The organism is Streptomyces sp. NPDC048436, assembly GCF_043200355.1.
Lineage (GTDB): Bacteria > Actinomycetota > Actinomycetes > Streptomycetales > Streptomycetaceae > Streptomyces.
Window position 1 is genome coordinate 154043 of sequence record NZ_JBICXP010000016.1, and the last position, 25063, is coordinate 179105.

A 25063-nucleotide genomic window follows, 5' to 3' on the forward strand; every position below is an offset into this window, starting at 1 on the left:
GGCGTTTGAGGACGAACTCGGCGAAGCCGGTGATCGCCGGTGCCCGAGGCCCCTGGCCCGCTACGCGTACTTCTTCAGCTCCCTGCGGGCCAGCGACCGCTGGTGGACTTCATCCGGCCCATCAGCCAAGCGCAGCGTCCGCGCCCCCGCCCACAGTTCGGCCAGCGGGAAGTCCTGGCTCACCCCGCCCGCGCCGTACAGCTGGACGGCCTGGTCGAGGATGCCGACCACCGTGCGCGGGGTCGCGATCTTGATGGACTGGATCTCCGTGTGCGCACCCTTGTTGCCCACGGTGTCCATCAGCCACGCGGTCTTCAGTACGAGAAGACGCAGCTGCTCCACGGCGACCCGCGCGTCCGCGATCCACTCCTGGACGACGCCCTGCTGGGCGAGCGGCTTGCCGAAGGCCGTACGCGCCACCGCACGCTGACACATCAGCTCGATGGCCCGCTCGGCCATGCCGATCAGGCGCATGCAGTGGTGGATACGGCCGGGGCCGAGCCGCGCCTGGGCGATGGCGAAGCCGCCGCCCTCCTCGCCGATCAGATTGCTCACGGGAACCCGGGCCCGGTCGAAGACGACCTCGGCGTGCCCGCCGTGGGAGTGGTCCTCGTAGCCGTACACCTGCATCGCGCGCCGCACTTCGACGCCGGGGGTGTCGCGCGGCACGAGGACCATGGACTGCTGGCGGCGCGGGTCGGCGCCCTCGGGGTCCGTCTTGCCCATCAGGATGAAGATCTGGCAGTCCGGGTTCATCGCCCCGGAGATGTACCACTTGCGCCCGGTGATGACGTACTCGTCACCGTCACGCTCGATCAGCGTCGTGATGTTCGTGGCGTCCGACGACGCCACCTCCGGTTCGGTCATCGCGAACGCCGAGCGGATCTCACCGGCGAGCAGCGGCTCCAGCCACCGCTTCTTCTGCTCGTCGTCGCCGAACTGGGCGAGCACCTCCATGTTGCCGGTGTCCGGCGCGGCGCAGTTCAGCGCGGTGGGCGCAAGCTGCGGGGAGCGGCCGGTGATCTCGGCGAGGGGGGCGTACTGGAGGTTGGTGAGCCCCGCGCCGTGCTCGGCATCAGGCAGGAAGAGGTTCCACAGGCCCTGCTTACGGGCCTCGGCCTTCAGCTCGTCGACGATCGCCGGGGTGTCCCACGGCGACGCGAGGAGGGCGCGCTGCTCCGCGGCGGTCTTCTCCGCCGGGTAGACGTGCTCGTCCATGAAGGTGAGGAGCTTGGCGCGCAGCTCTTCGGTGCGGGCGTCGAATGCGAAGTCCATGGCTGTCTCAGCCTTCCTGTCGTCCTTGGAGGGTGGTGAGGCCGTGCTCGATGAAGACGGGAACCAGCTCGCCGATGCGGTCGAACCCCGCTCCGACCGTCTGGCCGAGCGTGTACCGGTAGTGGATGCCCTCCAGGATCACGGCGAGCTTGAACCACGCGAACGCCGTGTACCAGGAGACCGCGGAGACGTCGCGACCCGAGCGCGCGGCGTACCGCTCGATCAGCTCGGCGGCCTCCGGGTGTCCGGGGGCGCCCGCCGTGGTGCTGATGGGGGAGTTGGGCAGTTCGAGCCGCTGGCTGTACATGACGAGCAGGCCCAGGTCGGTGAGCGGATCGCCGAGCGTGGACATCTCCCAGTCGAGGATCGCCTTGATCTGGTCGTCGTCGCCGATCAGGACGTTGTCGAGGCGGTAGTCGCCGTGCACGACGGTGGCGGTGGGGGAGTCGGGCAGCTGGCGCCCCAGCGCCGCGTGCAGCTCGTCGATCCCCGCGAGGTCGCGGTTGCGGGAGGCGTCCAGCTGCTTGCCCCAGCGGCGCAGCTGCCGGTCGAGGAAGCCGTCGGGGCGCCCGAAGTCACCGAGGCCGACCGCTTGTGGGTCCACGGAGTGCAGCTCGACGAGGGTGTCGACCAGGCCGAGTACGGCGGCACGGGTGCGCTCGGCGCCCAGCGGTGCCAGCTCCTCGGCGGTGCGGTACGGCGTGCCGTCCACGAAGTCCATGACGTAGAAGGGCGCCCCGAGCACGTCGACGTCCTCGCACAACAGCACGGGCCTCGGCACCGGTACCTCGGTCCCGTGGTGCAGGGCGCTGATCACGCGGTGCTCGCGCTTCATGTCGTGCGCGGTCGCGAGCACGTGCCCGAGCGGTGGCCGCCGGACCACCCAGCGCGCGCCGCCGTCCGTCACCGCGTACGTGAGGTTCGACCGGCCGCCCTCGATCAGCCGGGCGGTGAGCGGGCCGCCCACGAGGCCCGGCCGCTCGCGGTCCAGATGGCCGCGCAACTGGTCGAGGTCGAGGCCTGGCGGATGGTCTGAGCTCATCTTCGCTCCTGGTCGGACGGTCGTCGTCGGTATGCCGCGCTGCGTCGCGCTGACGTTCATGATGCCGACCAGTCGGTATGTAGTCCAGAGCGCAGGAGGAACGTGATCGGGATCGCGCCGCCGGGGAGAACCCCCGAACACGCCGATCCCCCGCCACGGACTGCCGGTCGGCGTCCGTGCGGGGGAAGTGGGGGGGGAAGTGGGGGAAGTCGGCGGGGGCGGCGCGGCCCCGGGGTGGCCAGGGTGAGGCCTCAGTGGTCGTCCCAGTGGCCGTCGTGCTCCGCGTGCCGGTGACCGTCATGGACGTAGTCGACGTGGTCCCCGTGCGCGACCGAGCTGTGCCCGCAGCCCTCGCCGTGCCGGTGGTCGTGCCCCTCGTGGATGGCGTGCCCGCTGGGCTCGCACTCGTCCCAGTGGCCGGAGTGCAGGCGGTGCATGTGCCCGTCGTGCGCGTAGTCGACGTGGTCGCCGTGCGGCACTTCCGGGTGGCCGCAGGCGGGACCGTGGATGTGCTCGTGTACGGGGTGTTCGTGGTGGAGCGTGGTCATGGTGCGTGCGCCTTCTGTGGGAGGGGATGACCCTCTCAGGCTAGTCCTCGATGCCTGTTTGGTGGGGATATGGAAGCGTTGTTGATGTTTTCACCACCGCATGCCGCCCCACCGGCGATCCCACGAAGGCGCTCCCATGAAGTCGACCCCATGAAGGCGATCAGCTACCGCCGGTACGGCGGACCCGAAGTCCTCGAGTACGGCGATGTGCGCGACCCCAAGGTGGGGCCCGACTCGGTCCTGGTGAAGGTCCGCGCCGTGTCCGTGAACCCCGTCGAGTGGAAGTGCCGCGAGGGACACCTCGACGGCATCCTGGACCCCGTCTTCCCGGTGATCCCGGGCTGGGACGTCGCGGGCGTCGTGGTCCAGCCGGGCCTCTCCGTACCGGAGTACGCCGTGGGGGACGAGGTCATCGGCTACGTACGCGAGGACTTCCTCTCGCGCGGCACCCTCGCCGAGTACGTCGCGGCCCCCGTGCGCACCCTGGCCCGCAAGCCGCGCAACCTCACCTTCGCGGAGGCGTCCGGGCTGCCGCTCGCCGGGCTCACCGCCTACCAGGTGATCGTCAAGACCCTCGCGGTGACGGAGGGAGAGGTCGTCCTCGTGCACGCGGCGGCCGGCGGCGTAGGTTCGATCGCCGTCCAGCTGGCCCGGCACGCGGGGGCCCGCGTCATCGGCACCGCGAGCGAGCGCAACCACGACTTCCTGCGCGAACTCGGCGCCGAGCCCGTCACCTATGGGGACGGTCTCGCCGACCGCGTGCGGGCCCTCGCGCCGGACGGCGCGGACGCCGCCTTCGACAGCATCGGCGGCGACACTCTCAGGGTGTCCGCGGAACTCCTCGCGCCCGGCGGCCGTCTCGCGTCCATCGCGGACGGCGCGGTGATCGGCCTCGGCGGCCACTACTGCTTCGTACGTCCCGACGCCGAGGACCTCCAGCGCCTGACGCAGCTCGTGGAGCAGGACGTGGTCACGGTCCACGTCTCCGAGACGTTCCCGCTGGAGCGGGCGGCGGACGCGTACCGCAAGAACGAGGAGGGGCGCACGCGGGGCAAGGTCGTCGTCACGGTCGACTGGGGGGACTGACCGCTTCCCGCGGCGCGGTCAGAACACCATCGCCGTCGCGCACACCGCGAGGGCCAGCGTGCACAGCGCGGCGGTCGCCGCGGCCCGCGCCGGAAGCCTGAGCGGCCTGCTGGTGGCCGCGAGCTCCGTCATCCTGCGGTGCGCCACGCCCAGGAAGCCGAGCCACAGGAGCAGGCAGAGGGCGCAGGCGATGACGGCCAGGGCGGTAGTCCCCTCCTTGAGCGCGGCCCGCGCAGCGAGGACGGCCGCGACGGTGCAGGACAGCGTCGTGCGCCGCCACGCGAGCGCCGTACGCTCCGGCTGCAGCCCAGGATCGCGGACCGGGGCCGGGACCGGGACCGGGGCCGGGACCGAGTCCGGGTCCTGTCCCGTCACCCCTCCCACCCGAAGAGCACGACGACGACCATCGCGAGCGCCACGAACGCGACGGCCAGACTCAGGACCGTCGGGAAGCGAGAGACCGGCAGATCCTGCCCCCGCCGCATCGCCCGCTCACAGCGCACCCAGTGGTTGACCGCCCGCAGCGAGCTGAGCACACCGGCGGCGAGCAGCGCGAGGGCGAGCCCGATGCGCCACCCCCAGCGCAGGTCCGGCAGGAACTGGTCCACCGCGAAGCCGCCGCCGATGAGGGCGAGCGCGGTGCGCAGCCAGGCGAGGAAGGTGCGCTCGTTGGCGAGCGAGAAGCGGTAGTCGGGGGTGTCGCCCTCCTCGCGGATCCGCTCGGGCGCGAACCACAGGCGCAGGCTCTGTACGAAGTTGCTCACTCGCCGCACCCTAACCCGCCCTAACCCGCACGGAACTCCCGCAGCCGCTCGAACGCGGCGAGCCCGTCCGGCACCCACGCCCACTCGCCGAGTCGCTCGGCCAGCTCCGCGTCGGTGACGAAGGCGTGCCAGGCGACCTCCTCGACCTGCGGATTCACCGGCAGGTCGCAGCGCACCTCGTAGAGGTACGACCACCAGGTGTGCCCCGCGCCGTCGTCGTACAGGAACTTGAACAGCGGTGTGGGGCGCGGCAGTCCGTCGACCCCGAGCTCCTCCTGGGCCTCGCGCAGGGCGGCGTCGTCGTAGGACTCGCCGGCCCCGACGACACCGCCGACGAACATGTCGTACATCGAGGGGAAGACCAGCTTGGTCGGGGTGCGCCGGTGCACGAAGACGCGGCCTTCGGCGTCCCGCGCCTGGATGAACACGCAGCGGTGGCGCAGGCCCCGCGCGTACGCCTCACCGCGCGGGGCCTCGCCGACGACCTCGTCGTTCTCGTCGACGATGGACAGGATCTCTTCACCGGGGTCGGGCACGGGCAGGCTGTTCGTCGTCATGGCGGCCATCCAACCTCACTGGCCCATGACGTACTTCAGGGTGGGTCCCGCGGTCCAGCCGCCGTCGACGGCGAGCTCGGAGCCACTCACGTACGAGGCGGCGTCGGAGAGCAGGAAGACCGTGGCGCCCGCGATCTCGTGCGGTTCGCCGACCCGGCCCATCGGGGTGTTGGGGTAGTTGCCCTCGCCCTTGTCGATGCCCGCCTGTGCGGTCATCGGGGTGTACGTCATGCCCGGGTGGACGGAGTTGACGCGAATCCGGGCGGTGCCGAGCTCCACGGCGCCGATCTTGGTGAGGCCGCGGACGCCCCACTTGGAGGCGCCGTAACTGCCGGTGAGGGCGAGACCCATGAGCCCGGCGGCCGAGGAGATGTTGACGATGGACCCGCCACCGGACTCCTTCATGGCCGGGATGACGGTCTTCATGCCGATGAAGACGCCGGTGAGGTTGATGTCGAGCACCTTGCGAAAGTGCTCGACCGACTCCGACTCCAGGAACTGGCCGGTGGCGATGCCGGCGTTGTTGACCAGGCCGTGGATCCCGCCGAACTCGGCGACGGCGAGGTCCGCGACGCGCTGCCAGTCCTCTTCCGACGTCACGTCGTGGTGGACGAAGCGGGCGCGCTCGCCGAGCTCGGCAGCCGTGGCCTCGCCCTCCTCGTCCAGTACGTCGGTGAGGACGACGTTCGCACCGGCGGCCACGGCCTGACGTGCGGCCTCGGCGCCGAGACCGCGGGCCGCGCCGGTGATGACGACGGTCTTGCCGGTGAGGTCGTGCGCTGCGCTCATGGTTCTCTCCGCGGGATGGGGGCCCGAAGCAGGGCCGTGGTGGTCTCGACGAGATCGGCGAGGAAGAGTGGTTCGTCGGTCAGGGGGGTGGTGCGGGCCAGATACTGGCGGGCGCGGTCGGCCAGGGCGGCGCCGATCAGGGTGAGCGCGAGATCGAGCCGCTCAAGGCGCAGCGGCTCGGGGAGGTCGGCGAGGCAGTCCTCGACGCGTCCGATGAGTTCCCAGTAGACGGTGGAGTCGAGGGTGGGGTGCGGGGTGCGGGTGCGCACGCCGCTCTCGTGGCTGAGCTGGGCGGAGATGCGCAGGCAGCGGCGGCCTCGTTCGGTGCGGAGCTCGGTGGCCTCCGCGGCCACCAGGGCGGTGAGCAGTCCGTGGAGCCCGTCGTCCGCCTTCTCCAGCTCGGCTGCGAGCTGCTTCTCCGTACGGGTCTGACGCTCGGCCATGACGGCGTCCAGGAGGCGGGCCCGCGAGCCGAAGTGGTACTGCACCGCGGAGGGGTTGCTCTGCCCGGCGAGCCGCACGATGTCCCGCAGCTGCGCTCCGTCCACGCCTTGCGAGGCGAACAGTTCCTCGCCCGCGCGGATCAGCTTCTCGCGGGTCTCGGGTCCTGAGGTCCTGGGCATGGCCTCATAGTAATGCTGGCCATTACTAAAAGCGAGAGTCCCCAATCCCCCGCGCCGGGAGTTCAGCCCGTCCGGCGTTTGAAGACGAACTCGGCGAAGCCGGTGATGGGGGTGCGCAAGGCCCAGGGGCCCGTAATCGCGTCGCGGACCTGGGCATCGCCGGGTGCAGCCCCAGCAGCACGATCCCGCCCACGACGGCCGCGAGGCCAACCGCCTGCCAGGCGAGCGCCCCTGGGTCCGTCCGCAGCTGGTCCCCCAGGAACCCCACCCCGCACACGATCCCGGCCAGCGGCTGCGCGGCCGTCAGCGCGGGCAGCGACATCCGCAGCGGCGCGGTCTCGAACGCGCTCTGCACGAGGAGCAGCCCCGTCACCCCAAGGGCAAGGACGGCGTACGGCTGCCACCCCGTGAGCAGCTCCGACCAGCCCCCGTCGGAGAACCGCCCCCCGCTCTCCCGCGTCAGCGCGTCCTGCACCCCGTACAGCAGCCCCGCCGCGACGCCGAGCAGGACGGGCCCGGCGGTGAACCGGTGCCTGGACCCCTTCGCGTACACCGTGAGGAGCGTCGCGGTGCCCACCATCACGCCGATGATCAGCCACTGCCGCAGCGGATCGGACCCGGCGTCCCCGCCGCGCGGCTCCCCGGCCACGATGAACGCGGTGACCCCGCCCGCGAGCAGCACGAGCCCCGACCAGCCCTGACGCCCCAAGGCCTGCTTGGTGCGATGGCGGGAGAGGGTGAGCGCGAAGAGCAGGTTCGTGGCCAGGAGCGGCTCCACCAGGGACACCTCGCCCTGGCCGAGCGCGAGCGCGCCGAGGACCATGCCGCACACCATGAGGCCGATCCCGCCGAGCCACTCCGGCACCCGCACCAGGTCGAGCAGCAGCCGCGGCGAGAGGAAGTCGCCGAGGGGGGCGCGCTGCGCCGCGTCCTGCTGGAAGACGAAGCCGAAGCCCAGGCAGCAGGCGGCCGACACGGAGAGGACGAGGACCAGGACCGACACGTCGTACCTCAAGACGGGAGACGGGCTCGAGGCGGGCCAGAAGGCGGGGATTCGGCGGGTTACCCGGCCGACGATAGCCCTCGGCCGGGCGCTTCGCTCCACGAGTCCCCCGAGCCTGACGGTTGACGCCGGTCACTTCGCTGCCCAGGATCTGACTCACCAGTAAGCCCCTGCTTAGGAGGAACCCCCGGATGGCCTACGACGCAGACGTCATCGTGATCGGCGCGGGCCTGGCCGGCCTGGCGGCCACGGCCGAACTCGTCGACGCGGGCCGCCGGGTCATCCTCGTCGACCAGGAGCCCGAACAGTCGCTCGGCGGCCAGGCGCACTGGTCCTTCGGCGGCCTCTTCTTCGTCGACTCCCCGGAGCAGCGCAGGCTCCGCATCAAGGACTCGCACGCGCTCGCCCTCCAGGACTGGATGGGCACGGCCGCTTTCGACCGCCCCGAGGACCACTGGCCGCGCAAATGGGCCGAGGCGTACGTCGACTTCGCGGCGGGCGAGAAGCGGCCTTGGCTGCACCGGCAGGGGGTGCGCTTCTTCCCCGTGGTGGGGTGGGCCGAGCGCGGCGGGTACGACGCGCAGGGGCACGGCAACTCCGTGCCGCGCTTCCACATCACCTGGGGCACCGGGCCCGGCCTCGTCGCCCCCTTCGAGCGCCGCGTCCGCGAAGGCGTCGCCCGCGGCCTGGTCCAGCTCAAGTTCCGGCACCGGGTCTCGGGCCTCTCCCGCAGCGCGGGCAGTGTCGACACCGTCACCGGCGAGGTCCTTGAGCCCTCCGGCGTCGAGCGCGGCAAGGCCAGCAGCCGAGAGGTCACCGGGTCCTTCGAGTTCAGGGCCCAGGCGGTGATCGTCACCTCCGGCGGCATCGGCGGCAACCACGACCTCGTACGCGCCAACTGGCCCGAGCGGCTCGGCACTCCGCCGGAGCGGATGGTCGCGGGTGTGCCCGCGCACGTGGACGGGCGGATGCTCGGCATCACCGAGGAGGCCGGTGGGCGCCTCATCAACCGCGACCGCATGTGGCACTACACCGAGGGCATCCAGAACTGGAACCCCATCTGGGACAACCACGGCATCCGCATCCTGCCCGGCCCCTCCTCGCTCTGGCTCGACGCGCGCGGCGACCGGCTGCCCGTGCCGCTCTTCCCCGGCTTCGACACCCTCGGCACGCTCGAACACATCATGAAGTCCGGGTACGAATACACCTGGTTCGTCCTCAACCAGCGCATCATCGGCAAGGAGTTCACGCTCAGCGGCTCCGAACAGAACCCCGACCTCACCGGCAAGTCCGTGCGCGGCGTCATCGACAGGGCGCGCGCCGATGTGGCCGCCCCGGTGAAGGCGTTCATGGACAACGGCGCCGACTTCGTCGTGGAGAAGGACCTCTCCTCCCTCGTGCGCGGCATGAACGCCCTCACCAAGGAGCCCCTCATCGACGAGGCCGCGCTGCACCGCACGATCGCCGCGCGCGACCGAGAGATCGCCAACCCCTTCACCAAGGACCTCCAGGTGACCGCCATCCGCGGCGCCCGCAAGTTCCTCGGCGACCGCCTCATCAGGGCCGCCGCCCCGCACCGCATCCTCGACCCCAAGGCGGGCCCCCTCGTCGCGGTGCGGCTCAACATCCTCACCCGCAAGACCCTCGGCGGCCTGGAGACCGACCTCTCCTCCCGCGTCCTGGCGCAGGGCGGCGAACCCCTTCCCGGTGTGTACGCGGCGGGGGAGGCGGCCGGTTTCGGCGGCGGGGGAGTGCACGGCTACCGCTCGCTCGAAGGCACCTTCCTCGGCGGCTGCCTCTTCTCGGGGCGCACGGCGGGCCGGGCCGCCGCCAAGTCGGTGAGCTGAAGGGTGCGTTCGTCGCATCGCGGAATATTCGTCGCATCCCGGAATGATCGACGCCACTTGTCAGCCACTTGTCCGAATCGTGTCCTGAGGCGCAACCCCGCAGGTCGGGGGTGAAGTCTGAGAATTTTGAAACGAGTTGGTGAAGGGTAGGTATGTAGGCGGCCCTTGACTGGAGCGCCGCCTACCGCTTTGCTGTGCGTGATCATCCGCACGCGAGCCGCGCCGGGGAGGAAGTCCCGCGGTGTCACCACCCCCACCCCCCTTGGGCCGTTCACGCAAGCGAGCGGCGCACACCTTCGACTCCGCGCTCGACGACGCCGAACTCGCCACCGCCCGCACAGCGTTGGCGCAGGGCCGCTGGACCGAGGTCCGCGCGCTGCTCGCGGCGACCGGCGACGACTGGGACCGCAGGGGCCACCGGTTCGACGTACTCGCGCAGGAGCACACCACCACCGCCTGGGCCCGTGACTGGCGGATGGCCGAGCCGGAGAGCACCGACGCCGCGGTGCTGCTCGCCTATGCCTCCGTGCACCTCGCGCTACGCGGCAAGGGGCGTTCGGAGAAGGCGCGGGAGGCCTGCCGTGAGGTGGCCGCGCTCCTGCCCGCCGACCCCACCCCCTGGCTCGCGCTGCTCACCCTGGAGCGCTCCCTGGGCCGCGAGGAGGACGTCGTTAGGCTCTTCGACGAGGTCCGCCACCGGCACCCCGGACACCACCACGCCCACCACCTGATGGTCGCAAGGCTCGCCGAGCGGCGCCCCGCGGCGGGTCAGGACCCGCTGCACGAGGTGTACGACTTCGCCGCCTGGGCGGCCGAACAGGCGCCCGCGAACTCGCCGTTGGCGGTCCTTCCCGTCATCGCGCACGCCGAGCGCTACCGCGTCCTGGCCACCGCGGGCAGTGAGCCCGCCGACCCGGCCGCCTCCGGGCACTGGACGGGGCGCCGGGCGCGGCAGGTGATGAAGGCCGCCTTCGACTGGTGGCTGGAGTGGGAGATGCCGTTGCACGTGACCCGCCCGCGCAGCCACGTCGACCTCAACTTCCTCGCCCACGCCAAGTTCTGCGAGGGCCGGGCGGCCGAGGCCGCCGCCCTCTTCCACCGCATCGGACGGCACGCGACCCGGGCGCCCTGGTCGTACCCGGACCGTGACCCGTACGAGGCGTTCACCGCCGCGCGCAGCGCCGCGCTCGGCTCCGCCTGAACCCATCCGCATCAACCGGCCCTCCTGAAAGGACAACCGCGCCATGGCGACGGGCAGTTCCAGCAGCACGAGACCCGCGAGCAAAGCCGCTGACGGCAGCGGGATCAGCACGTACAAGGGCCAGGAGACGGCACTGCGCGCCGGCCGGCTCGGCACGGCGGGCCTCCTCCTGTCCGTGCTCGCTGCGACCGGGCCGCTCATGGTCGTCGCCGGTGTCATGCCCACCACATACGGCGTGATGGGTGTGGTCGGACAGCCGCTGCTCTTCCTCATCCTCGGCGTCGTCCTCGGCCTCTTCAGCTTCGGGTACGCCGAGATGAGCCGCCACGTCCACAACGCCGGCGCGTTCTACGCGTACATCTCGAGGGGCCTGGGAGGCACCGCGGGCGCGGGCGCCTCGCTGGTCGCGCTCGTCGCCTACAGCGTCCTGCAGGCGGGCCTCTACGGCCTCCTCGGCTTCGAGGTCTCCGGGCTGCTCAACACCTACTTCGACGTCGAAGTGGCCTGGTGGATACCGGCGTTGTTCACCGTCGCCGTCGTCGGCGTACTCGCCTGGCTGAAGATCGACCTGAACGCGCGCGTGCTCGGTGTGCTGCTGCTCGTCGAGGTGGCGCTCGTCGTCATCTTCGACATCGCGGCCATCGCGGACCCGGCCAAGGAGGGCCTGTCCCTGCACGCGTTCAACCCGGACACCCTGACGGGCGCGGGCGTCGCCACCTCGCTCTGCTTCTGCATCGCGGCCTTCACCGGCTTCGAACAGGCCCCCGTGTACGCGGAGGAGACCAGCCGCCCGCAGGTCGTCGTCGCCCGCGTGATGTTCTTCGCCGTCGGCTTCGTCGCGATCTTCTTCGCGATCAGCTCCTGGGCGCTGACCGTCGCCGCGGGGCCGTCCGGCATCGTCCCCGCGGCACAGGAACAGAGCGCCGGGCTGCTCTTCGGGCTCACCGAGTCCCGGCTCGGCGGCACCTTCACCGACGTACTCCATGTCCTGTTCGTGACGGGCATGTTCGCCGCGATCCTCTCCTTCCACAACGTGGTCGCCCGCTACGCCTTCGCCATGGGCCGTGAGGGCCTGCTGCCCGCCGCGTTCGGCAAGACCAACACCTCCACCGGAGCGCCCGGCACCGGCTCCCTGCTCCAGAGCGTCGTCTCCGTCCTGATCGTGGTCGCCTTCGCGGTCACCGACGACGGAAAGTTCGGCGACCCGACCGCGCCGGTCCTGCACCTGTTCACCTGGGGCGGCAACATCGGCGCCCTCGGCGTCATCCTCCTGATGGCCACCGCGTCCGTCGCGGTCATCGTCTTCTTCGTACGACGCGGCGCCGCGCGCGCCCAGGCCTGGCGCATCACCGCGTCCGCCCTGGCCGCGGTCGGCCTGCTCGTCATCGCGGGCTACACCGTCAAGGACTTCGACGTCCTCGTCGGCGCGGGCCCCGGCTCGTCGCTCAGCTGGGTGCTGCCCGGGATCATCCTGCTCGCCGCCGTGATCGGCCTGGCCTACGGCGCGTTCCTGCGCTCGGCGAGGCCCGAGGCGCACGCGCGGATCGGTCTTGGCAACGAGGCGTTCCAGCTGGAGAAGGCGGCGGAGGAACCGGCAGGCCAGGTGTGACGGAACTCTGACGGATGCCCGCGGCCCCTGTACCCCGGGGGCCGCGGGTGCTCGAATCGAGGGGTGACGACTTCCCCTCCGCCCAGGCCCGAGGAGGACGACGGCGCCGGTACGCCGGTCGGCCGCCGTCTGGTCCTCGGTATGCTCGGCCTCGGCGCCGTGGGCGTGGCCGCCGCGCCACCGCTCCAGCGAGGCCTCGAATCCTTCCTGGGCGCCGCCTCCGACAAGGACCCCACCGGTCTGACGGAGCTGCTGCCCAACGGTGGCGGCTTCCGCTACTACTCGGTGACCGCCTCGGTCCCCCACAAGAGCGCCTCGACGTACCGTCTGAAGATCGACGGCCTCGTGGACCGCCCCACGGCCTACTCGCTCGCCGAGCTGCGCGCCCTGCCGCAACAGCGCCTGGTCCGCGACGTCCAGTGCGTGACGGGCTGGCGGGTGCCGGGCACCCCCTTCGAAGGCGTACGCCTCTCCCGGCTCCTGGACGCGGCAGGAGTGCGCCCCAACGCCCGCGCCGTCCGCTTCACCTGCTTCGACGGGGCGTACAGCGAGAGCCTGACGCTGCGGCAGGCGCGGCGGGCGGACGTGATGGTGGCCCTGCGGATGCAGGACAAGGACCTGGGCCACAGCCACGGCGGCCCGGCCCGCCTCTATGTCGCCCCCATGTACTTCTACAAGTCGGCGAAGTGGCTCTCGGGCATCACCCTCACGGACGAGGTGGAGCCGGGTTACTGGGAGCGCCGCGGCTACGACGTCGACGCCTGGGTGGGTGATTCGAATGGCAGGGACGACGAGCCCACGACCTGAAGTGGCCGCACGGGTACGGAGGTTCAGCCCGGCACAGCGGTGGGCGCACCGGACGACCGCGCTGCTGATGGGTGTGTGCGTGGGGACCGCGGCTTGTCTGTACGTCCCTCAGCTGGCCGAGCTCGTGGGGCGCCGCGCGCTGGTGGTGACCGTCCACGAATGGTCGGGCCTGCTGCTCCCGGCCCCCTTCCTGGCGGGCCTGGCCTCCCGCGCCTTCCGCGGCGACCTGCGGCTCCTGAACCGCTTCGGCCCGCACGACCGGGCCTGGCTGCGGCGTCGGCGTGGCACCGCGCGCCGGCAGGCGGGGAAGTTCAACGCGGGGCAGAAGCTGTACGCGGGGTGGATCGGCGGGGCGGTCCTGGTGATGCTGGGGACGGGCCTGCTGATGTGGTTCACGCACCTGGCCCCGCTGTCCTGGCGTACGGGAAGCACGTTCGTCCACGACTGGCTGGCCCTCGCGATGGGCCTCGTGCTCGCCGGGCACGTGGGGATGGCGTGGGCGGACCCGGAGGCGCGGCGCGGCATGCGGACCGGGTCGGTGGACCCGGAGTGGGCGGAGCGGGAGCATGCGCTGTGGCTTTCAGCCCGTCCGGCGTTTGAGGACGAACCCGGCGGAGCCGGTGATCCGCCGAGCCAAGAGCCCGGCGGAGCCGGAACCTTCGGGAAGGGGCGGGATCGGGGAAAAGGACCCCGCCCTGACCCCGGCTAAATCACAAGCGACAGCAAAAGCACAAGACCGCCCGCAACCACGGAGATGATCGTCTCCATGACCGACCAGGTCTTGATCGTCTGCCCCACGTCCAGGCCGAAGTACTCCTTCACCAGCCAGAACCCCGCGTCGTTCACGTGCGAGAAGAACAGCGAGCCCGCACCGATGGCCAGCACGAGCAGGGCCGTGTGCGTGGTGGACATGTCCGCGGCCAGCGGAGCCACGAGCCCGGCCGCCGAGATGGTGGCCACCGTCGCCGAACCCGTGGCGAGACGGATGACCACGGCGATCAGCCACGCGAGCAGCAGCGCCGGGATCGACCAGTCCTTGGAGATCTCCAGGACCATCTTGCCGACACCCGAGTCGATGAGGGTCTGCTTGAAGCCGCCACCCGCACCGACGATCATCAGCACACCGGCGATCGGCGCGAGCGACTTCTCGACGGTGGTCGAAAGCCGGCCCTTGGTGAAGCCGGCCGCACGGCCCAGCGTGAACATGCCCACGATGACCGCCGCGAGCAGCGCGATCAGCGGCGAGCCGACGACGTCGAAGACGCGCTGAACCGTGTGCTCGGGGTTGTCCACGATGATGTCGACCAACGCCTTGGCCAGCATCATCACGACGGGAAGCAGCACGGTAGCGACCGTCACGCCGAACCCGGGACGCTTCTGAAGGTCCTCCGAAGGACGCTGCGGCATCATCTTCTCGGGAGCGGAGACGTCCACCCACTTCGCCGCGTACTTCGAGAAGACGGGCCCGGCGATGATCACCGTCGGGATGGCCACGAGGACACCCAGCGCCAGCGTGATGCCCAGGTTCGCGTCCACCGCGTCGATCGCGACCAGCGGACCGGGGTGCGGCGGGATGAGACCGTGCATCACGGACAGACCGGCGAGGGCCGGGATACCGATCCGCATCAGCGAGTAGTTGCCGCGCTTGGCGACCATCAGGACGACCGGGATCAGCAGCACGATGCCGACCTCGAAGAACAGCGGAAGTCCGATCACCGAGGCGATCAGGACCATCGCCCACGGCATCGCGCGCCCGCCCGCCTTGGCGAGGATCGTGTCGACGATCTGGTCCGCGCCGCCGGAGTCGGCGAGCAGCTTGCCGAGGATCGCGCCGAGCGCGATCAGCACACCCACACCCGCGACCGTAGAGCCGAGGCCCGCCGTGAAGCTGGCGATCGCCTTGTCGAGCGGTGCGCCCGCGAAGGCGCCGAGGGCGAGCGACCCGATGGTCAGGGCCAGGAACGCGTGCAGCTTGAACTTCGTGATGAGCAGGACGATGACGGCGATGCCCGCGAGGACGGCGATACCCAGCTGGGCATGGCCCGCGGAGGTGATCGGCTCGACGGCGTCCGCTGCCAGCATCTCAACGCTGAGACTGGTCACGGTGTCTTCCTTGTACGTCAGGGGAGGGGGGTGGCGGGGACGGGGGTCTTACGGGGGGCATTCCGGGGGGACTACCGGTCGAGCGCGCCCAGCGCCTCGAAGGCACGCTCGCTGATCTCTTCCGGACTGCCGGTGACATCGACGGCGACGCCCGCCTCGTCCGAGCCGAGCGGCTGGAGCGTGGCGAACTGCGAGTCGAGCAGGGCCGTCGGCATGAAGTGGCCCTGCCGGTGGGACATCCGGTCCTCGATGAGGGCCCGGTCACCGGTGAGGTGTACGAAGACGACGCCGGGCGCCGCGGCCCGCAGCCGGTCGCGATAGCTGCGCTTCAGCGCCGAGCTGCTGACCACACCGCCGAGCCCGGCCCTGCTGTGGGCCCAGGCACCGATGGCATCGAGCCACGGCCAGCGGTCGTCGTCGGTCAGCGGGGTCCCGGCCGACATCTTGGCGATGTTCGCCGGGGGGTGGAAGTCGTCGCCCTCGGCGTAGGGAACGCCGAGTTCTGTCGCGAGCAGGGGGCCGATCGTTGTCTTGCCGGTTCCTGCCACGCCCATCACCACGACGACGTGGGGGGTGCTCATCGCTGTCCTGCCTCGCTGTCCTCTTCGACATCGGTGTCACGAGCCACGGGCCGGGGGAGACCCGTGGCTCGTTCACGTCACTGAAACTCATTAGGTCAGACAAATTCAAGAGTCTGTGACATAAAAGTCTGACTTTTAACTCCCGGCCGCCCCCACATACCCTGACGTCATGACCGATCAGGCCCGTGGGCTGCACGCTCGCGTACTGGAAAGCCTCGGGCCCGCCATCACCGGAGGCGAGTACCCGCCGGGCAGTGTGTTGCGCACGGACGAGCTGGCCCAGCGCTTCGAGGTGTCGCGTTCGGTCGTACGGGAAGCGGTGCGGGTGCTCGAGTCGATGCACCTCGTCGAGTCCCGGCGCCGGGTCGGTGTGACCGTGCGGCCCACCGAGGAGTGGAACGTCTACGACCCGCAGGTCATCCGGTGGCGTCTGGCCGGCGCCGACCGGCCACGCCAGCTGCGCTCCCTCACGGTCCTGCGCTCGGCCATCGAACCGGCAGCCGCGGGTCTCGCCGCCCAGCACGCCACGCCCGAGCAGTGCGCCGCCCTCACCGAGTGCGCGCTCGGCATGGTCGCCACCTCACGCGGACAGCAGCTGGAGGGCTACCTCTTCCACGACATCAACTTCCACCGGATCGTCTTGAACGCGTCCGGCAACGAGATGTTCGCCCGCCTCGGCGATGTCGTCGCCGAGGTCCTCGCGGGCCGCACCCACCACCAGGTCATGTTCGAAGACCCGGACCCGGCCGCCGTCACCCTGCACGTCCGGCTCGCGGAGGCGGTACGGGAAGGGGACGCGGGGCGCGCGGAGGAGCTGACGCGGGAGATCGCCGTGGGTGCGCTGCACGAGCTGGACATCCTGGCCCCGTAGGGGGCAGGGCCACCCCGCCCCCGGGGTCGGGGACAATGACTCCCATGTCCCGACGTGCCCCCCACCCCCGGTCCTGCCCCTGCGGCCACCCCGAGCCGTACGAGACGTGCTGCGGACGGCTGCACCGGGGCGAGGCCTCGGCCGCCGTGCCCGAGGAGCTGATGCGCTCCCGCTACTGCGCCTTCGCCGTACAGGACGAGGCATACCTCCTGCGCACCTGGCACCCCCGCACCCGCCCGCCCTACGTCACGTTCGACCCGGGCATGCGCTGGGTCGGCCTGGAGATTCTGGACACGGCGGAGGGCACCGCGTTCCACGCCACCGGCACGGTCGAGTTCCGGGCCCGCTACACCGACGGGGGCCGCCCGGACGCGCTGCACGAGCGGAGCCGCTTCGAGCGCGTCGACGGGGCGTGGGTGTACGTGGACGGCGCCTTCATCGACTAGAGCTGCCCGGCGTACGCGTACGCCGGGCAGGCCCGCCCCCCCTGCACCCGTCACGGACCGGCCACCGGCCCGCGGCTCTCCTGGGGCTGCTGGGGAAGGGAGGCCCCGGAGGGGCGGCCGGACGATCACCCGCGCCGGGCCGCACGGACACCTCAGGGCGTCGACGGGCCCAAATGCCCCCGCCCGCCTGCCTGTTTGAGGCCGGCGGAGAGCCCCGCACATAGGCGGGAACCCGCGCTGCGGGCGTCCGGTGGCGCCAGTAGCGTCCTAGGCCCTTGCCGTCGCACTTCCGCCTGCCCCGCGGGCGGACGACGGAGGCCCGACGACAGGGCCTGACCCCCGTCCCGTACGCCTGCGTGCGAAGGAAGCGCCTGATGGCCGACACCGGACAGTACGAGCAGACCTACGAGCGTTACGTGGGCGGCAGCCCCGAGGCGGAACACCGCCTCTTCGAGCGTCTGGCCCGCGAGATGATGAGGATCCAGGCCAAGAACCGGCGCAGCTCGGGCGCCGGTTCTCTCGCGCGGACCCAGCACGCGAAGCCCGCGCTCGGCGTGGAGAACGCCCGCCTCACCTTCGACGACAACCTGCCCGAAGCCCTGCGCGGCGGCTTCGCGCAGCCCGGCGCCGCATACCCGGCGACCGTGCGGCTCTCCAACGCGAGCGGCGTCCGGCAGCCCGACGCCACGGCCGACCTGCGGGGCGTCGCCGTGCGCGTGACGGTGTCGGCCGAGGAGAGCCACGATCTGCTCGCCACCAGCTTCCCGGTGTCGCACGCCCGCGACGCCCGCGAGTTCGTCGCCTTCGCCAAGGCCATGGCGGGCGCGGGCAACCCGCTGCGGAAGGCCTTCGGCCTCTTCGTGAAACTCCCGCTCGCCGTCGGGCTCTCCACCGCGACCCGGATGCGGCACAACGTGCGGGCCGCCACCCGCCATACGGTCAACAGCCTCGCCAGGGAGACCTACTGGAGCCGCGGCGCCATCCTCTGGGGCGAGGCAGGGCCGGTCCGCTACCTCCTGCGCCCCCTCGCGGGCACCGCCCCCGAGCCGAAGCCCGAACGCCGCGACCCGGGCTTCCTCCACCGCGAACTGGCGCACCGTCTCGTGACGTCGGACGTCGCCTTCGAGCTGTGCGTCCAGCGGTACGTCGACGCGGAGCAGACGCCCATCGAGGACGGCTCCGTGGAGTGGAAGGACACCGTCTCGCCCGCGGTGGTCATCGGCCGTCTCACCGTGCCGCGCCAGGACCTGACCACCAACGAGGCGCAGGCGGCGGCCGGGCGGGTCGAGGAGCTCGCCTTCAACCCCTGGTACACCACCGACGCGTTCCGCCCCCTGGGCAATCTCAACCGCGCCCGCAAGGCCGCGTACGAAGCGAGCGCCGCCCACCGCCAGGGGCTGCGCTTCAGCACCGAGGAGCCGCTGCGCAACAAGGTGCTCTCCATCCCGACCGGCGGGTTCTTCGGCGCGCTCAACCGCTATGTCCCGTGGTACAGGCTGCCGTTGGAGGCGAGCCTGCTGAACCTCGTCTTCCTGCGCAAGGTACTGAGGCGCCTCAACCTCATCGACACGGACATCCCCGAGGCGCCGCCGAAGGCCGCCCGCGTGCCCGCGCCGGCCGATGAGCGGCTGCGCACGGCCCGGTCCTACGACGGGTCGTACAACGATCTCTCCGCGCCCTCCATGGGAGCCGTGGGCGCGGCGTTCGGACGCAACCTGAAGCCCGACTACCGCCCCGACCTCTTCGACACCCCGAACCCGGTCACCGTCAGCCGTCAACTCCTGACGCGCGACGCCTTCGTACCCGCGACCTCGCTCAACATCCTGGCCGCCGCCTGGATCCAGTTCCAGGTCCACGACTGGGTCAACCACCGCCGCTACCCCGTCGGCGGCAAGGCCGTCGAGGTCCCGCTGCCGCCCGGCAGCACCTGGCACAACACCCCCGGCGGGCCGCCCGAGAACGTGATGCGCTTCGCCGAGAACGAAGGCATCCACCTCCCCGGCGGGCAGCCCCCGATCGTCTTCGCCAACACCGCATCCCACTGGTGGGACGGCTCCGAGGTGTACGGCGCGGACGAGCGGACCGCGAAGTTCCTGCGCGAGCCCGACGGCAGCGCCAACCTACGCCTGGAGGACGGCCATCTGCCCGTCGGCCAGAACGGGATCCCGCTCACCGGCTTCAACGACAGTTGGTGGCTCGGCCTCAGCGCGATGCACACCCTCTTCGCCCGCGAGCACAACGCGGTCTGCGCGGCACTGCGCTCCGAGTACCCCGCCATGAGCGAGGACAGCGTCTACCACACGGCACGTCTCGTCGTGTCCGCGCTCATCGCCAAGATCCACACGGTGGAGTGGACTCCGGCGATCCTCGCCACCGAGGCGATCGACCTCGGCCTTCACACCAACTGGTCCGGCCCGCCCGACAATTGGCTGAACAAGCTGGGCCTGTGGCTCCTGGAATCCCACTCGCTCACCGGCATCCCCAAGACCCTGCCGGACCACCACACGGCGCCGTACTCCCTCACCGAGGACTTCGTCACCGTCTACCGGATGCACCCGCTGATCCCCGACGACTACGAGATGCGCGAGCACCACTTCGGACAGCGCCTGGAGAGCCTCGGCTTCAACGACATCCAGGGCGCAGCCGCCGAGGCCGCCATCCGCAAGACGGGCCTTGCCGACACCCTCTACTCGTTCGGCATCGCCCACCCCGGCGCGATCACCCTGAACAACTTCCCTCGCGCGCTCCAGCACTTCGAGCGCGACGGCGAGATCATCGACCTCTCCGTCGTCGACCTCGTCCGCACCCGCAGGCGCGGCGTGCCCCGCTACAACGACTTCCGCGCGGGCCTGCACAAGCCGCGCATCAGCCGCTTCGAGGACCTGAGCCAGGACCCCGAGACGGTTGCGCGCCTCAAGGACGTCTACCGCACGGTCGACGAGATCGACACCGTGGTCGGCCTGTTCGCCGAGAACCCGCCGACCGGCTTCGGCTTCAGCGACACCGCCTTCCGCGTCTTCATCCTGATGGCCACCCGACGGCTGCAGAGCGACCGCTTCCTCACCGTCGACTACCGCCCGGAGATCTACACGCCGCTCGGCATCGACTGGGTGGAGAGCAACGGCATGAAGTCCGTGATCCAGCGGCACGCCCCGGACCTCGCGGGGCTGATGCCGCGCGGCGCGAGCGCGTTCGCGCCGTGGCGGCAGGTGCAGCAGCCGCGGGACGGGGGAGGCGGCGACGGCACCGGCTGACAGCCGGCCGGACCGCTTGATCCAGCCACCCTGCTCCGGGCCTGGCCGAAGATCACCCACGGCCCACGGCCGGTGACACACCGGGTTGATCATCTGCCTGTTCCACCAGATAAGCTCCGCTGCAGCGCCGTGAGTTGACGCGATTTCAGACCGTCACGTCCCACGGCGCCGTCGCGCTGTCGTTCGGGGGATCACGCAGGTGATCGGGGGGTGCCGCCGTTTTTGGGGTACCGAGATGCGATGGGTGCGACCCCTTGGTTGGGTTGTCCACTCTTCGATCGCGTTGGTTTGAGGATGCAGATGGAACTTGCCACTCCGCCGTCGGCGGCAGCCCGGGCACCCGCGGCCTGGTACAGCTGGTGGCTGCTGCCGGTGGGCCTCGGCGGCGCCGGCGTCGCCACGCTGGCCGCCGGCTCCGACCCGGCCCGAATACCCTCCGCCGTAGCGGTCCTCGCGGCCACCGTGGCCGCCGCCGCATGTGTCCGCCTCCTGCTGCGCACGCGCCAGGAGCTGCGCCGCACGGCGGACGACTCCCGCACCGCCCAGCTGGACCACTCCCAGCAGTGGCAGCAGCATGTCGCCGCCCTTGAGCGGCAGCACGAGGACAGGTACGCCGCCTACGAGGCGCACCAGGCCGACGAGGCCAAGGCCTGGCAGGGGCGGCTCGACCAGCAGCAGGCCATGGTGGCCCGCCTGGCACGGGAATTCCTCCCCGAGGCCTTCAAGGGCCTGCGCGCGGGCGAGGCGATCGACGACGTACTGCCCCTCGCGCTCGAGGAAGAGGCCGACCTCACACCGGAGTTCAGGCTCGAACTGCGCAAGGTCATGCGCACCGCCCTGATCGCCGTCGAGGAGGAGTTCAACCGCAGCACCTCCGCCGAGCAGGCCGTCATCAGCATCGGCAGCCGGATCCACGTACTCACCGGGAAGATCCGTGGCCGTCTGCACGAGATGCAGGGCGAGCACGGCAGGACCCCGGCCGTCGCCCAGGGCCTGATGGAACTGGACCAGGCGATCGGCCCCGCCGACTGTCTGGCCGCGAGCATCGGCGTACTCGGCGGCACGGACCGGCCGGGACGCCAGTGGCAGGAGCCGCAGCGGCTGCTCAGCGTGGTGCGCGGCGGTATCGGCCGTATCAAGGACTTCGACCGCGTCCAACTGCGCCAGCTGCCCGAACTCGGCGTCGACGGCGGCCTGGTGGACCACCTCACGCTGATCTTCGCCCACCTCCTTGACAACGCGGCGCGCTACTCACCGCCCACCGAACCGGTCCTCGTGTCCGGCAAGGAGGTGCCCAACGGCGTCGGCATCGAGATCCAGGACGCGGGCAAGGGCCTGACCGACGAGAAGAAGCTGCACGCGCTGCGGTCGCTCGAAGGCGTCGCCGAGGGCCCCGGTCTCGGCGGCCTCTCGGAGGACGCACACCTGGGCCTGCGCGTCGTGGGCACGCTGGCCCGCAAGTACGGCATCAGGGTCACCTTCGCCGACTCGCCCTGGCTCGGCACATCGGTGGTCGTCGTCGTACCGCACAAGTACTTCAGCCGGCTGCCCGCCGCCTCCGTGACGGCACCCGCGGCACCAGCGGCACCGGCCCAGGCGCAGTCCAAGACCGAGCCGCAGGCACCCGCCGTGGCTGCGGCCGAGGAGCCCGCCGCCGAAGGACCCGCGGCGGACATCACCCCGGGCGGCCTGCCCAGGCGCCGGAGCAAGCGCACCGATGCCCCGAAGGGGGCTGAGGACAAGCCGGCGGCCCGGGCGGCCACTCCCGCGCAGCCCGTAGCGCCGCCGGACGCGTCCTTCACCGGTCTCGCGGCCTTCGCCACCGCAGGCCGAGAGACCGTCGAGCCCCGCACCGAAGAGAGCGACTAGCCACATGACGCAACATGAGACCGACGTGAGCTGGGCGCTCCGCGACCTGACCGAGAGCATCAAGGAGATCCGCTTCGCGCTGGTCGCTTCGAGCGACGGCAAGGCCATCACGTCGTACGGGGCGGAAGACCCGGACGACGTGGACCGCTTCGCCGCCGTGGTCGCGGGCCTGCAGGCGCTCGCACAGCCCGTGGCGGACCAGTTCCCCGCGTACGGCGGACACTTGCGCCTCGCGATGATCGAGGTCGACGGCGGCCACCTCTTCGTGGTGCGGGCCGGAGTGGAGACCTACCTCGGAGTCCTCGCCAAGGAGGGGCTCGACCAGGGGCTCCTCGGCCATCAGATGAGGGACCTGTCCCGCAGGATGGGTGAGCTTCTCGGCACCACTCCGCGGCAGGAGGAGCAGCCTGGATGAGCGGCCCCCACCGGCCCGGCCCCCCACGGCCCACGGACCCGTCCGGTCTCGAGCGCTACTACGTGCTCACCGGCGGTCGCAGTGGTCCCGGCGGGCCGGCCGCCGGCCTCGACGTGGCGACCCTCATCGTCTCCCGCTCCGCCCCCGCCCCCGGCATGCAGCACGAACACGAGGAAATCGTGCGCTGGTGCCGCGATCCGCTGTCGGTGGCCGAGCTCGGCGCCCATCTCGGACTGCCGTTCAACATTCTCGCGGTGCTCGTGGCCGACCTGCTCGAAGCAGGCCTGGTGGACGCCCGTGATCCCATCCCGGCTTCCACACCCGGCCATGGGGCGGACCTCGCGCTCCTTGAGGAGGTACTCAGTGGACTTCAAAGGCTTTGACCGTCCGGACCAGCCGACGTCAGCGGGCTCACTGCCCGCGGAGAGCCGCTCGGTCAAAGTGATGATCGCCGGGGGCTTCGGCACCGGCAAGACCACCATGGTCCGCTCCGTGAGCGACATCAAACCGCTCACCACCGAGGAGACCCTCACCCAGGCCAGCATCGACGTCGACCATCTCATCGGGGTGGCCGACAAGAACGAGACCACGGTCAGCCTCGACTTCGGGCGCATCGGCCTGAGCGACCAGCTCGTGCTGTATCTGTTCGGCACGCCCGGCCAGGAGCGCTTCTGGTTCCTGTGGAACGGCCTGTTCAAGGGGGCGCTCGGAGCCGTCGTCCTGGTGGACACGCGGCGCCTGGCGTCCAGCTTCCGGGCGATCGAGGAGATGGAGCGCCAGGGCGTGCCCTTCGTCATCGCCCTCAACGTCTTCCCGGACTCCCAGGACCACCCCGTCGATGAGATACGGGACGCCCTGGACATCCCCGAGCACACGCCGGTCGTCGCCTGCGACGCCAGGGACCGGGAGTCGAGCCGCGATGTGCTCATCGCCCTGATCCGCCATCTCAAGGAACGCTCCACCGCCGCCCTGGAGGCCGCCCGATGAACTCCCCGACCCCGGCCTCCGGAGGCTGCCCGGTCCAGCACGACGGACCGGGCGGGCCCGCCCGCCTGTACGGGGAGCACGCGGCCAAGGACCAGCAGGCCATCTACGACCGCCTGCGCAAGCAGCACGGAACCGTGGCACCCGTCCTGCTCGAAGGGGACGTACCCGCCTGGCTGGTCCTCGGCTACCGCGAGAACCGGCGGGTCCTTGAGAACCCGCGCCAGTTCACCCGTGACTCGCGGATCTGGCGGGATTGGAAGGAGGGACGGGTCGAGGACACATCGCCGCTGATGCAGATGGTCGGCTGGCGTCCCGACTGCGTGTCCCAGGAGGGCGAGGCGCACCGGCGTCTTCGCGGGGCGGTCACGGACAGTCTGCGGGCCCTCGCGGACCGCGGCATCAAGCGGCACGTCACGCACTTCGCCAACAAGCAGATCGACGCGTTCGCCGACGAGGGGCACGCCGACCTGGTCGCCCAGTACGCCGAGTACCTCCCGATGCTCGTCCTGACCCGGCTCTTCGGTCTCGCCGAACGCGAGGGACGGCAGCTCGCCGTCTCGTGCGCGCAGGTCATCAAGGGCGGCGAGGACGCCCTCGCGCACAACGACCGCATCATGCGGATCCTGGAGGTACTCGCCGACCGCAAGCGCGCCGAGCCTGGCGCCGACTTCACGACCGGACTGCTGCGTCACGAGGCCGAGTTGGACGAGGACGAGATCCTGGGGCATCTGCGGCTGGTCCTCATCACCGCCCACACCACCACCAGCAACCTCCTCGCCCGGGTCCTGCAGTCGATACTCACGCACCCCTCGCACATGGCCGGTCTGGTGAGCGGGCAGCTCACCATCTCCGCCGTGGTGGAGGAGGTCATGTGGAACACCCCGCCGCTCGCCGTCTGCCCGGGGCGGTTCGCCACGGCCGACCTGGAGCTCGGCGGCAGGCCCGTCAAGGCGGGCGACCTGCTCGTCCTCGGCCTCGCCGCGGGCAACATGGACCCGGAGGTCCGGCCGGACACCTCGTCCGGCCTGCACGGCAACCAGGCCCATCTCGCGTTCAGCGGCGGCTCCCACGAGTGCCCGGGGCAGGGCGTGGGCCAGGCCATCATCGAGACGGCCGTCGACGTCCTGCTGCACCGGGTCTCCGGGCTGCACCTGACCGTCGCGCCCGACGAGCTGACCAGCACCGCCTCGACGTGGGAGGCGCGGCTCGACCGGCTGCCGGTCGCGTTCTCGCCCCAGACCGCCGGGGCCTGAGACGCCGTCGGGGGGGGCCCCCCCCCCCGGGCCGCCCCCCGGGGGGGGGGGGGGGGGGGGGGGGGGGCCGCGCGCCCCCCCCCCCCCGCCCCCCGGGGGCGCGGGGGGCGCGCCCCCCCGCCCCCCCCCCCGG

At 71.3% G+C, this 25063-nt stretch carries 25 protein-coding genes; 14 read left to right on the forward strand and 11 right to left on the reverse strand.

Annotated elements, in window-relative coordinates:
• Positions 1-60: 60 nt before the first annotated feature.
• From ACGFX9_RS36100 to ACGFX9_RS36110, 3 genes are all read right to left on the reverse strand, one after another.
• Positions 61-1275: an acyl-CoA dehydrogenase family protein gene (locus tag ACGFX9_RS36100; RefSeq protein WP_393483303.1), complete on the reverse strand. Its 1215-nt coding sequence runs from the start codon at positions 1273-1275 to the stop codon at positions 61-63.
• Between the two features lie 7 nt (positions 1276-1282).
• The gene (locus ACGFX9_RS36105; RefSeq protein ID WP_393483305.1) at positions 1283-2317 is read right to left on the reverse strand and encodes a phosphotransferase family protein; all 1035 of its coding nucleotides are present in this window, start codon (positions 2315-2317) and stop codon (positions 1283-1285) included.
• A gap of 251 nt (positions 2318-2568) precedes the next feature.
• On the reverse strand, positions 2569-2865 hold the full coding sequence (locus ACGFX9_RS36110) for a hypothetical protein (RefSeq protein WP_393483308.1): 297 nt from the start codon (positions 2863-2865) through the stop codon (positions 2569-2571).
• A 150-nt stretch (positions 2866-3015) separates the two neighbouring features.
• Here ACGFX9_RS36110 and ACGFX9_RS36115 point away from each other — a divergent pair, with 150 nt between their 5' ends.
• Entirely contained in the window at positions 3016-3951 is a 936-nt protein-coding gene (locus ACGFX9_RS36115) for an NADP-dependent oxidoreductase (protein WP_393483311.1), read from the forward strand.
• Positions 3952-3969: 18 nt separating this feature from the next.
• On the opposite strand, the gene ACGFX9_RS36120 is transcribed toward ACGFX9_RS36115, so the two are convergent.
• Genes ACGFX9_RS36120 through ACGFX9_RS36145 form a run of 6 tightly spaced genes read right to left on the reverse strand, consistent with a single transcriptional unit; the run spans position 3970 to position 7687 of the window.
• Positions 3970-4326 carry a DUF202 domain-containing protein gene (locus ACGFX9_RS36120; protein ID WP_393483313.1) on the reverse strand — a complete coding sequence of 119 codons (357 nt, stop codon included), beginning with the start codon at positions 4324-4326 and terminating at the stop codon, positions 3970-3972.
• A complete protein-coding gene (locus ACGFX9_RS36125; RefSeq protein WP_393483316.1) occupies positions 4323-4715 on the reverse strand; it encodes a YidH family protein in 393 nt (130 codons plus the stop codon). The genes ACGFX9_RS36120 and ACGFX9_RS36125 overlap by 4 nt, the downstream gene beginning before the upstream one ends.
• Before the next feature lie 20 nt (positions 4716-4735).
• Positions 4736-5272 (reverse strand): NUDIX hydrolase, encoded by a 537-nt coding sequence (locus tag ACGFX9_RS36130; RefSeq protein WP_393483320.1) that lies wholly within the window; start codon positions 5270-5272, stop codon positions 4736-4738.
• Positions 5273-5287: 15 nt separating this feature from the next.
• Positions 5288-6061 (reverse strand): glucose 1-dehydrogenase, encoded by a 774-nt coding sequence (locus tag ACGFX9_RS36135; protein ID WP_393483323.1) that lies wholly within the window; start codon positions 6059-6061, stop codon positions 5288-5290.
• Positions 6058-6684: a TetR/AcrR family transcriptional regulator gene (locus ACGFX9_RS36140; RefSeq protein ID WP_393483326.1), complete on the reverse strand. Its 627-nt coding sequence runs from the start codon at positions 6682-6684 to the stop codon at positions 6058-6060. The genes ACGFX9_RS36135 and ACGFX9_RS36140 overlap by 4 nt, the downstream gene beginning before the upstream one ends.
• A 25-nt stretch (positions 6685-6709) precedes the next feature.
• A complete protein-coding gene (locus ACGFX9_RS36145) occupies positions 6710-7687 on the reverse strand; it encodes a DMT family transporter (RefSeq protein WP_393483403.1) in 978 nt (325 codons plus the stop codon).
• Positions 7688-7878: 191 nt separating this feature from the next.
• On the opposite strand from ACGFX9_RS36145, the gene ACGFX9_RS36150 reads away from it, so the two are divergent.
• From ACGFX9_RS36150 to ACGFX9_RS36170, 5 genes are all read left to right on the forward strand, one after another.
• Entirely contained in the window at positions 7879-9534 is a 1656-nt protein-coding gene (locus tag ACGFX9_RS36150; RefSeq protein ID WP_393483329.1) for an FAD-binding dehydrogenase, read from the forward strand.
• A gap of 241 nt (positions 9535-9775) precedes the next feature.
• Positions 9776-10735 carry a hypothetical protein gene (locus tag ACGFX9_RS36155; RefSeq protein ID WP_393483333.1) on the forward strand — a complete coding sequence of 320 codons (960 nt, stop codon included), beginning with the start codon at positions 9776-9778 and terminating at the stop codon, positions 10733-10735.
• Between the two features lie 43 nt (positions 10736-10778).
• Entirely contained in the window at positions 10779-12344 is a 1566-nt protein-coding gene (locus ACGFX9_RS36160; protein WP_393483336.1) for an APC family permease, read from the forward strand.
• Between the two features lie 141 nt (positions 12345-12485).
• The gene (locus ACGFX9_RS36165; RefSeq protein WP_393483406.1) at positions 12486-13151 is read left to right on the forward strand and encodes a molybdopterin-dependent oxidoreductase; all 666 of its coding nucleotides are present in this window, start codon (positions 12486-12488) and stop codon (positions 13149-13151) included.
• Positions 13123-13860 carry a cytochrome b/b6 domain-containing protein gene (locus ACGFX9_RS36170; protein WP_393483339.1) on the forward strand — a complete coding sequence of 246 codons (738 nt, stop codon included), beginning with the start codon at positions 13123-13125 and terminating at the stop codon, positions 13858-13860. The genes ACGFX9_RS36165 and ACGFX9_RS36170 overlap by 29 nt, the downstream gene beginning before the upstream one ends.
• Here ACGFX9_RS36170 and ACGFX9_RS36175 read toward each other — a convergent pair.
• Both ACGFX9_RS36175 and ACGFX9_RS36180 read right to left on the reverse strand, forming a co-directional pair.
• Positions 13857-15254: a gluconate:H+ symporter gene (locus tag ACGFX9_RS36175; protein ID WP_393483342.1), complete on the reverse strand. Its 1398-nt coding sequence runs from the start codon at positions 15252-15254 to the stop codon at positions 13857-13859. The two genes, ACGFX9_RS36170 and ACGFX9_RS36175, sit on opposite strands and share 4 nt — an antisense overlap.
• A 71-nt stretch (positions 15255-15325) precedes the next feature.
• A complete protein-coding gene (locus ACGFX9_RS36180; RefSeq protein ID WP_393483345.1) occupies positions 15326-15835 on the reverse strand; it encodes a gluconokinase in 510 nt (169 codons plus the stop codon).
• Positions 15836-16004: 169 nt separating this feature from the next.
• Between ACGFX9_RS36180 and ACGFX9_RS36185 the strand changes: the two genes are divergently transcribed.
• From ACGFX9_RS36185 to ACGFX9_RS36220, 8 genes are all read left to right on the forward strand, one after another.
• Entirely contained in the window at positions 16005-16706 is a 702-nt protein-coding gene (locus ACGFX9_RS36185) for a FadR/GntR family transcriptional regulator (protein ID WP_393483348.1), read from the forward strand.
• A gap of 44 nt (positions 16707-16750) precedes the next feature.
• Positions 16751-17152, forward strand: a complete 402-nt coding sequence (locus tag ACGFX9_RS36190) for a YchJ family protein (protein WP_393483351.1) — start codon at positions 16751-16753, stop codon at positions 17150-17152.
• A gap of 374 nt (positions 17153-17526) precedes the next feature.
• A complete protein-coding gene (locus ACGFX9_RS36195) occupies positions 17527-20406 on the forward strand; it encodes a peroxidase family protein (RefSeq protein WP_393483354.1) in 2880 nt (959 codons plus the stop codon).
• Between the two features lie 300 nt (positions 20407-20706).
• Complete coding sequence (locus ACGFX9_RS36200; RefSeq protein ID WP_393483357.1) at positions 20707-22275, forward strand: ATP-binding protein; 1569 nt, start codon at positions 20707-20709, stop codon at positions 22273-22275.
• A gap of 4 nt (positions 22276-22279) precedes the next feature.
• A complete protein-coding gene (locus ACGFX9_RS36205; RefSeq protein ID WP_393483360.1) occupies positions 22280-22690 on the forward strand; it encodes a roadblock/LC7 domain-containing protein in 411 nt (136 codons plus the stop codon).
• Positions 22687-23073 (forward strand): DUF742 domain-containing protein, encoded by a 387-nt coding sequence (locus ACGFX9_RS36210; protein ID WP_393483363.1) that lies wholly within the window; start codon positions 22687-22689, stop codon positions 23071-23073. The genes ACGFX9_RS36205 and ACGFX9_RS36210 overlap by 4 nt, the downstream gene beginning before the upstream one ends.
• The gene (locus tag ACGFX9_RS36215; RefSeq protein WP_393483366.1) at positions 23054-23677 is read left to right on the forward strand and encodes an ATP/GTP-binding protein; all 624 of its coding nucleotides are present in this window, start codon (positions 23054-23056) and stop codon (positions 23675-23677) included. The genes ACGFX9_RS36210 and ACGFX9_RS36215 overlap by 20 nt, the downstream gene beginning before the upstream one ends.
• Positions 23674-24930 carry a cytochrome P450 gene (locus ACGFX9_RS36220; RefSeq protein WP_393483369.1) on the forward strand — a complete coding sequence of 419 codons (1257 nt, stop codon included), beginning with the start codon at positions 23674-23676 and terminating at the stop codon, positions 24928-24930. The genes ACGFX9_RS36215 and ACGFX9_RS36220 overlap by 4 nt, the downstream gene beginning before the upstream one ends.
• Positions 24931-25063 lie beyond the last annotated feature (133 nt).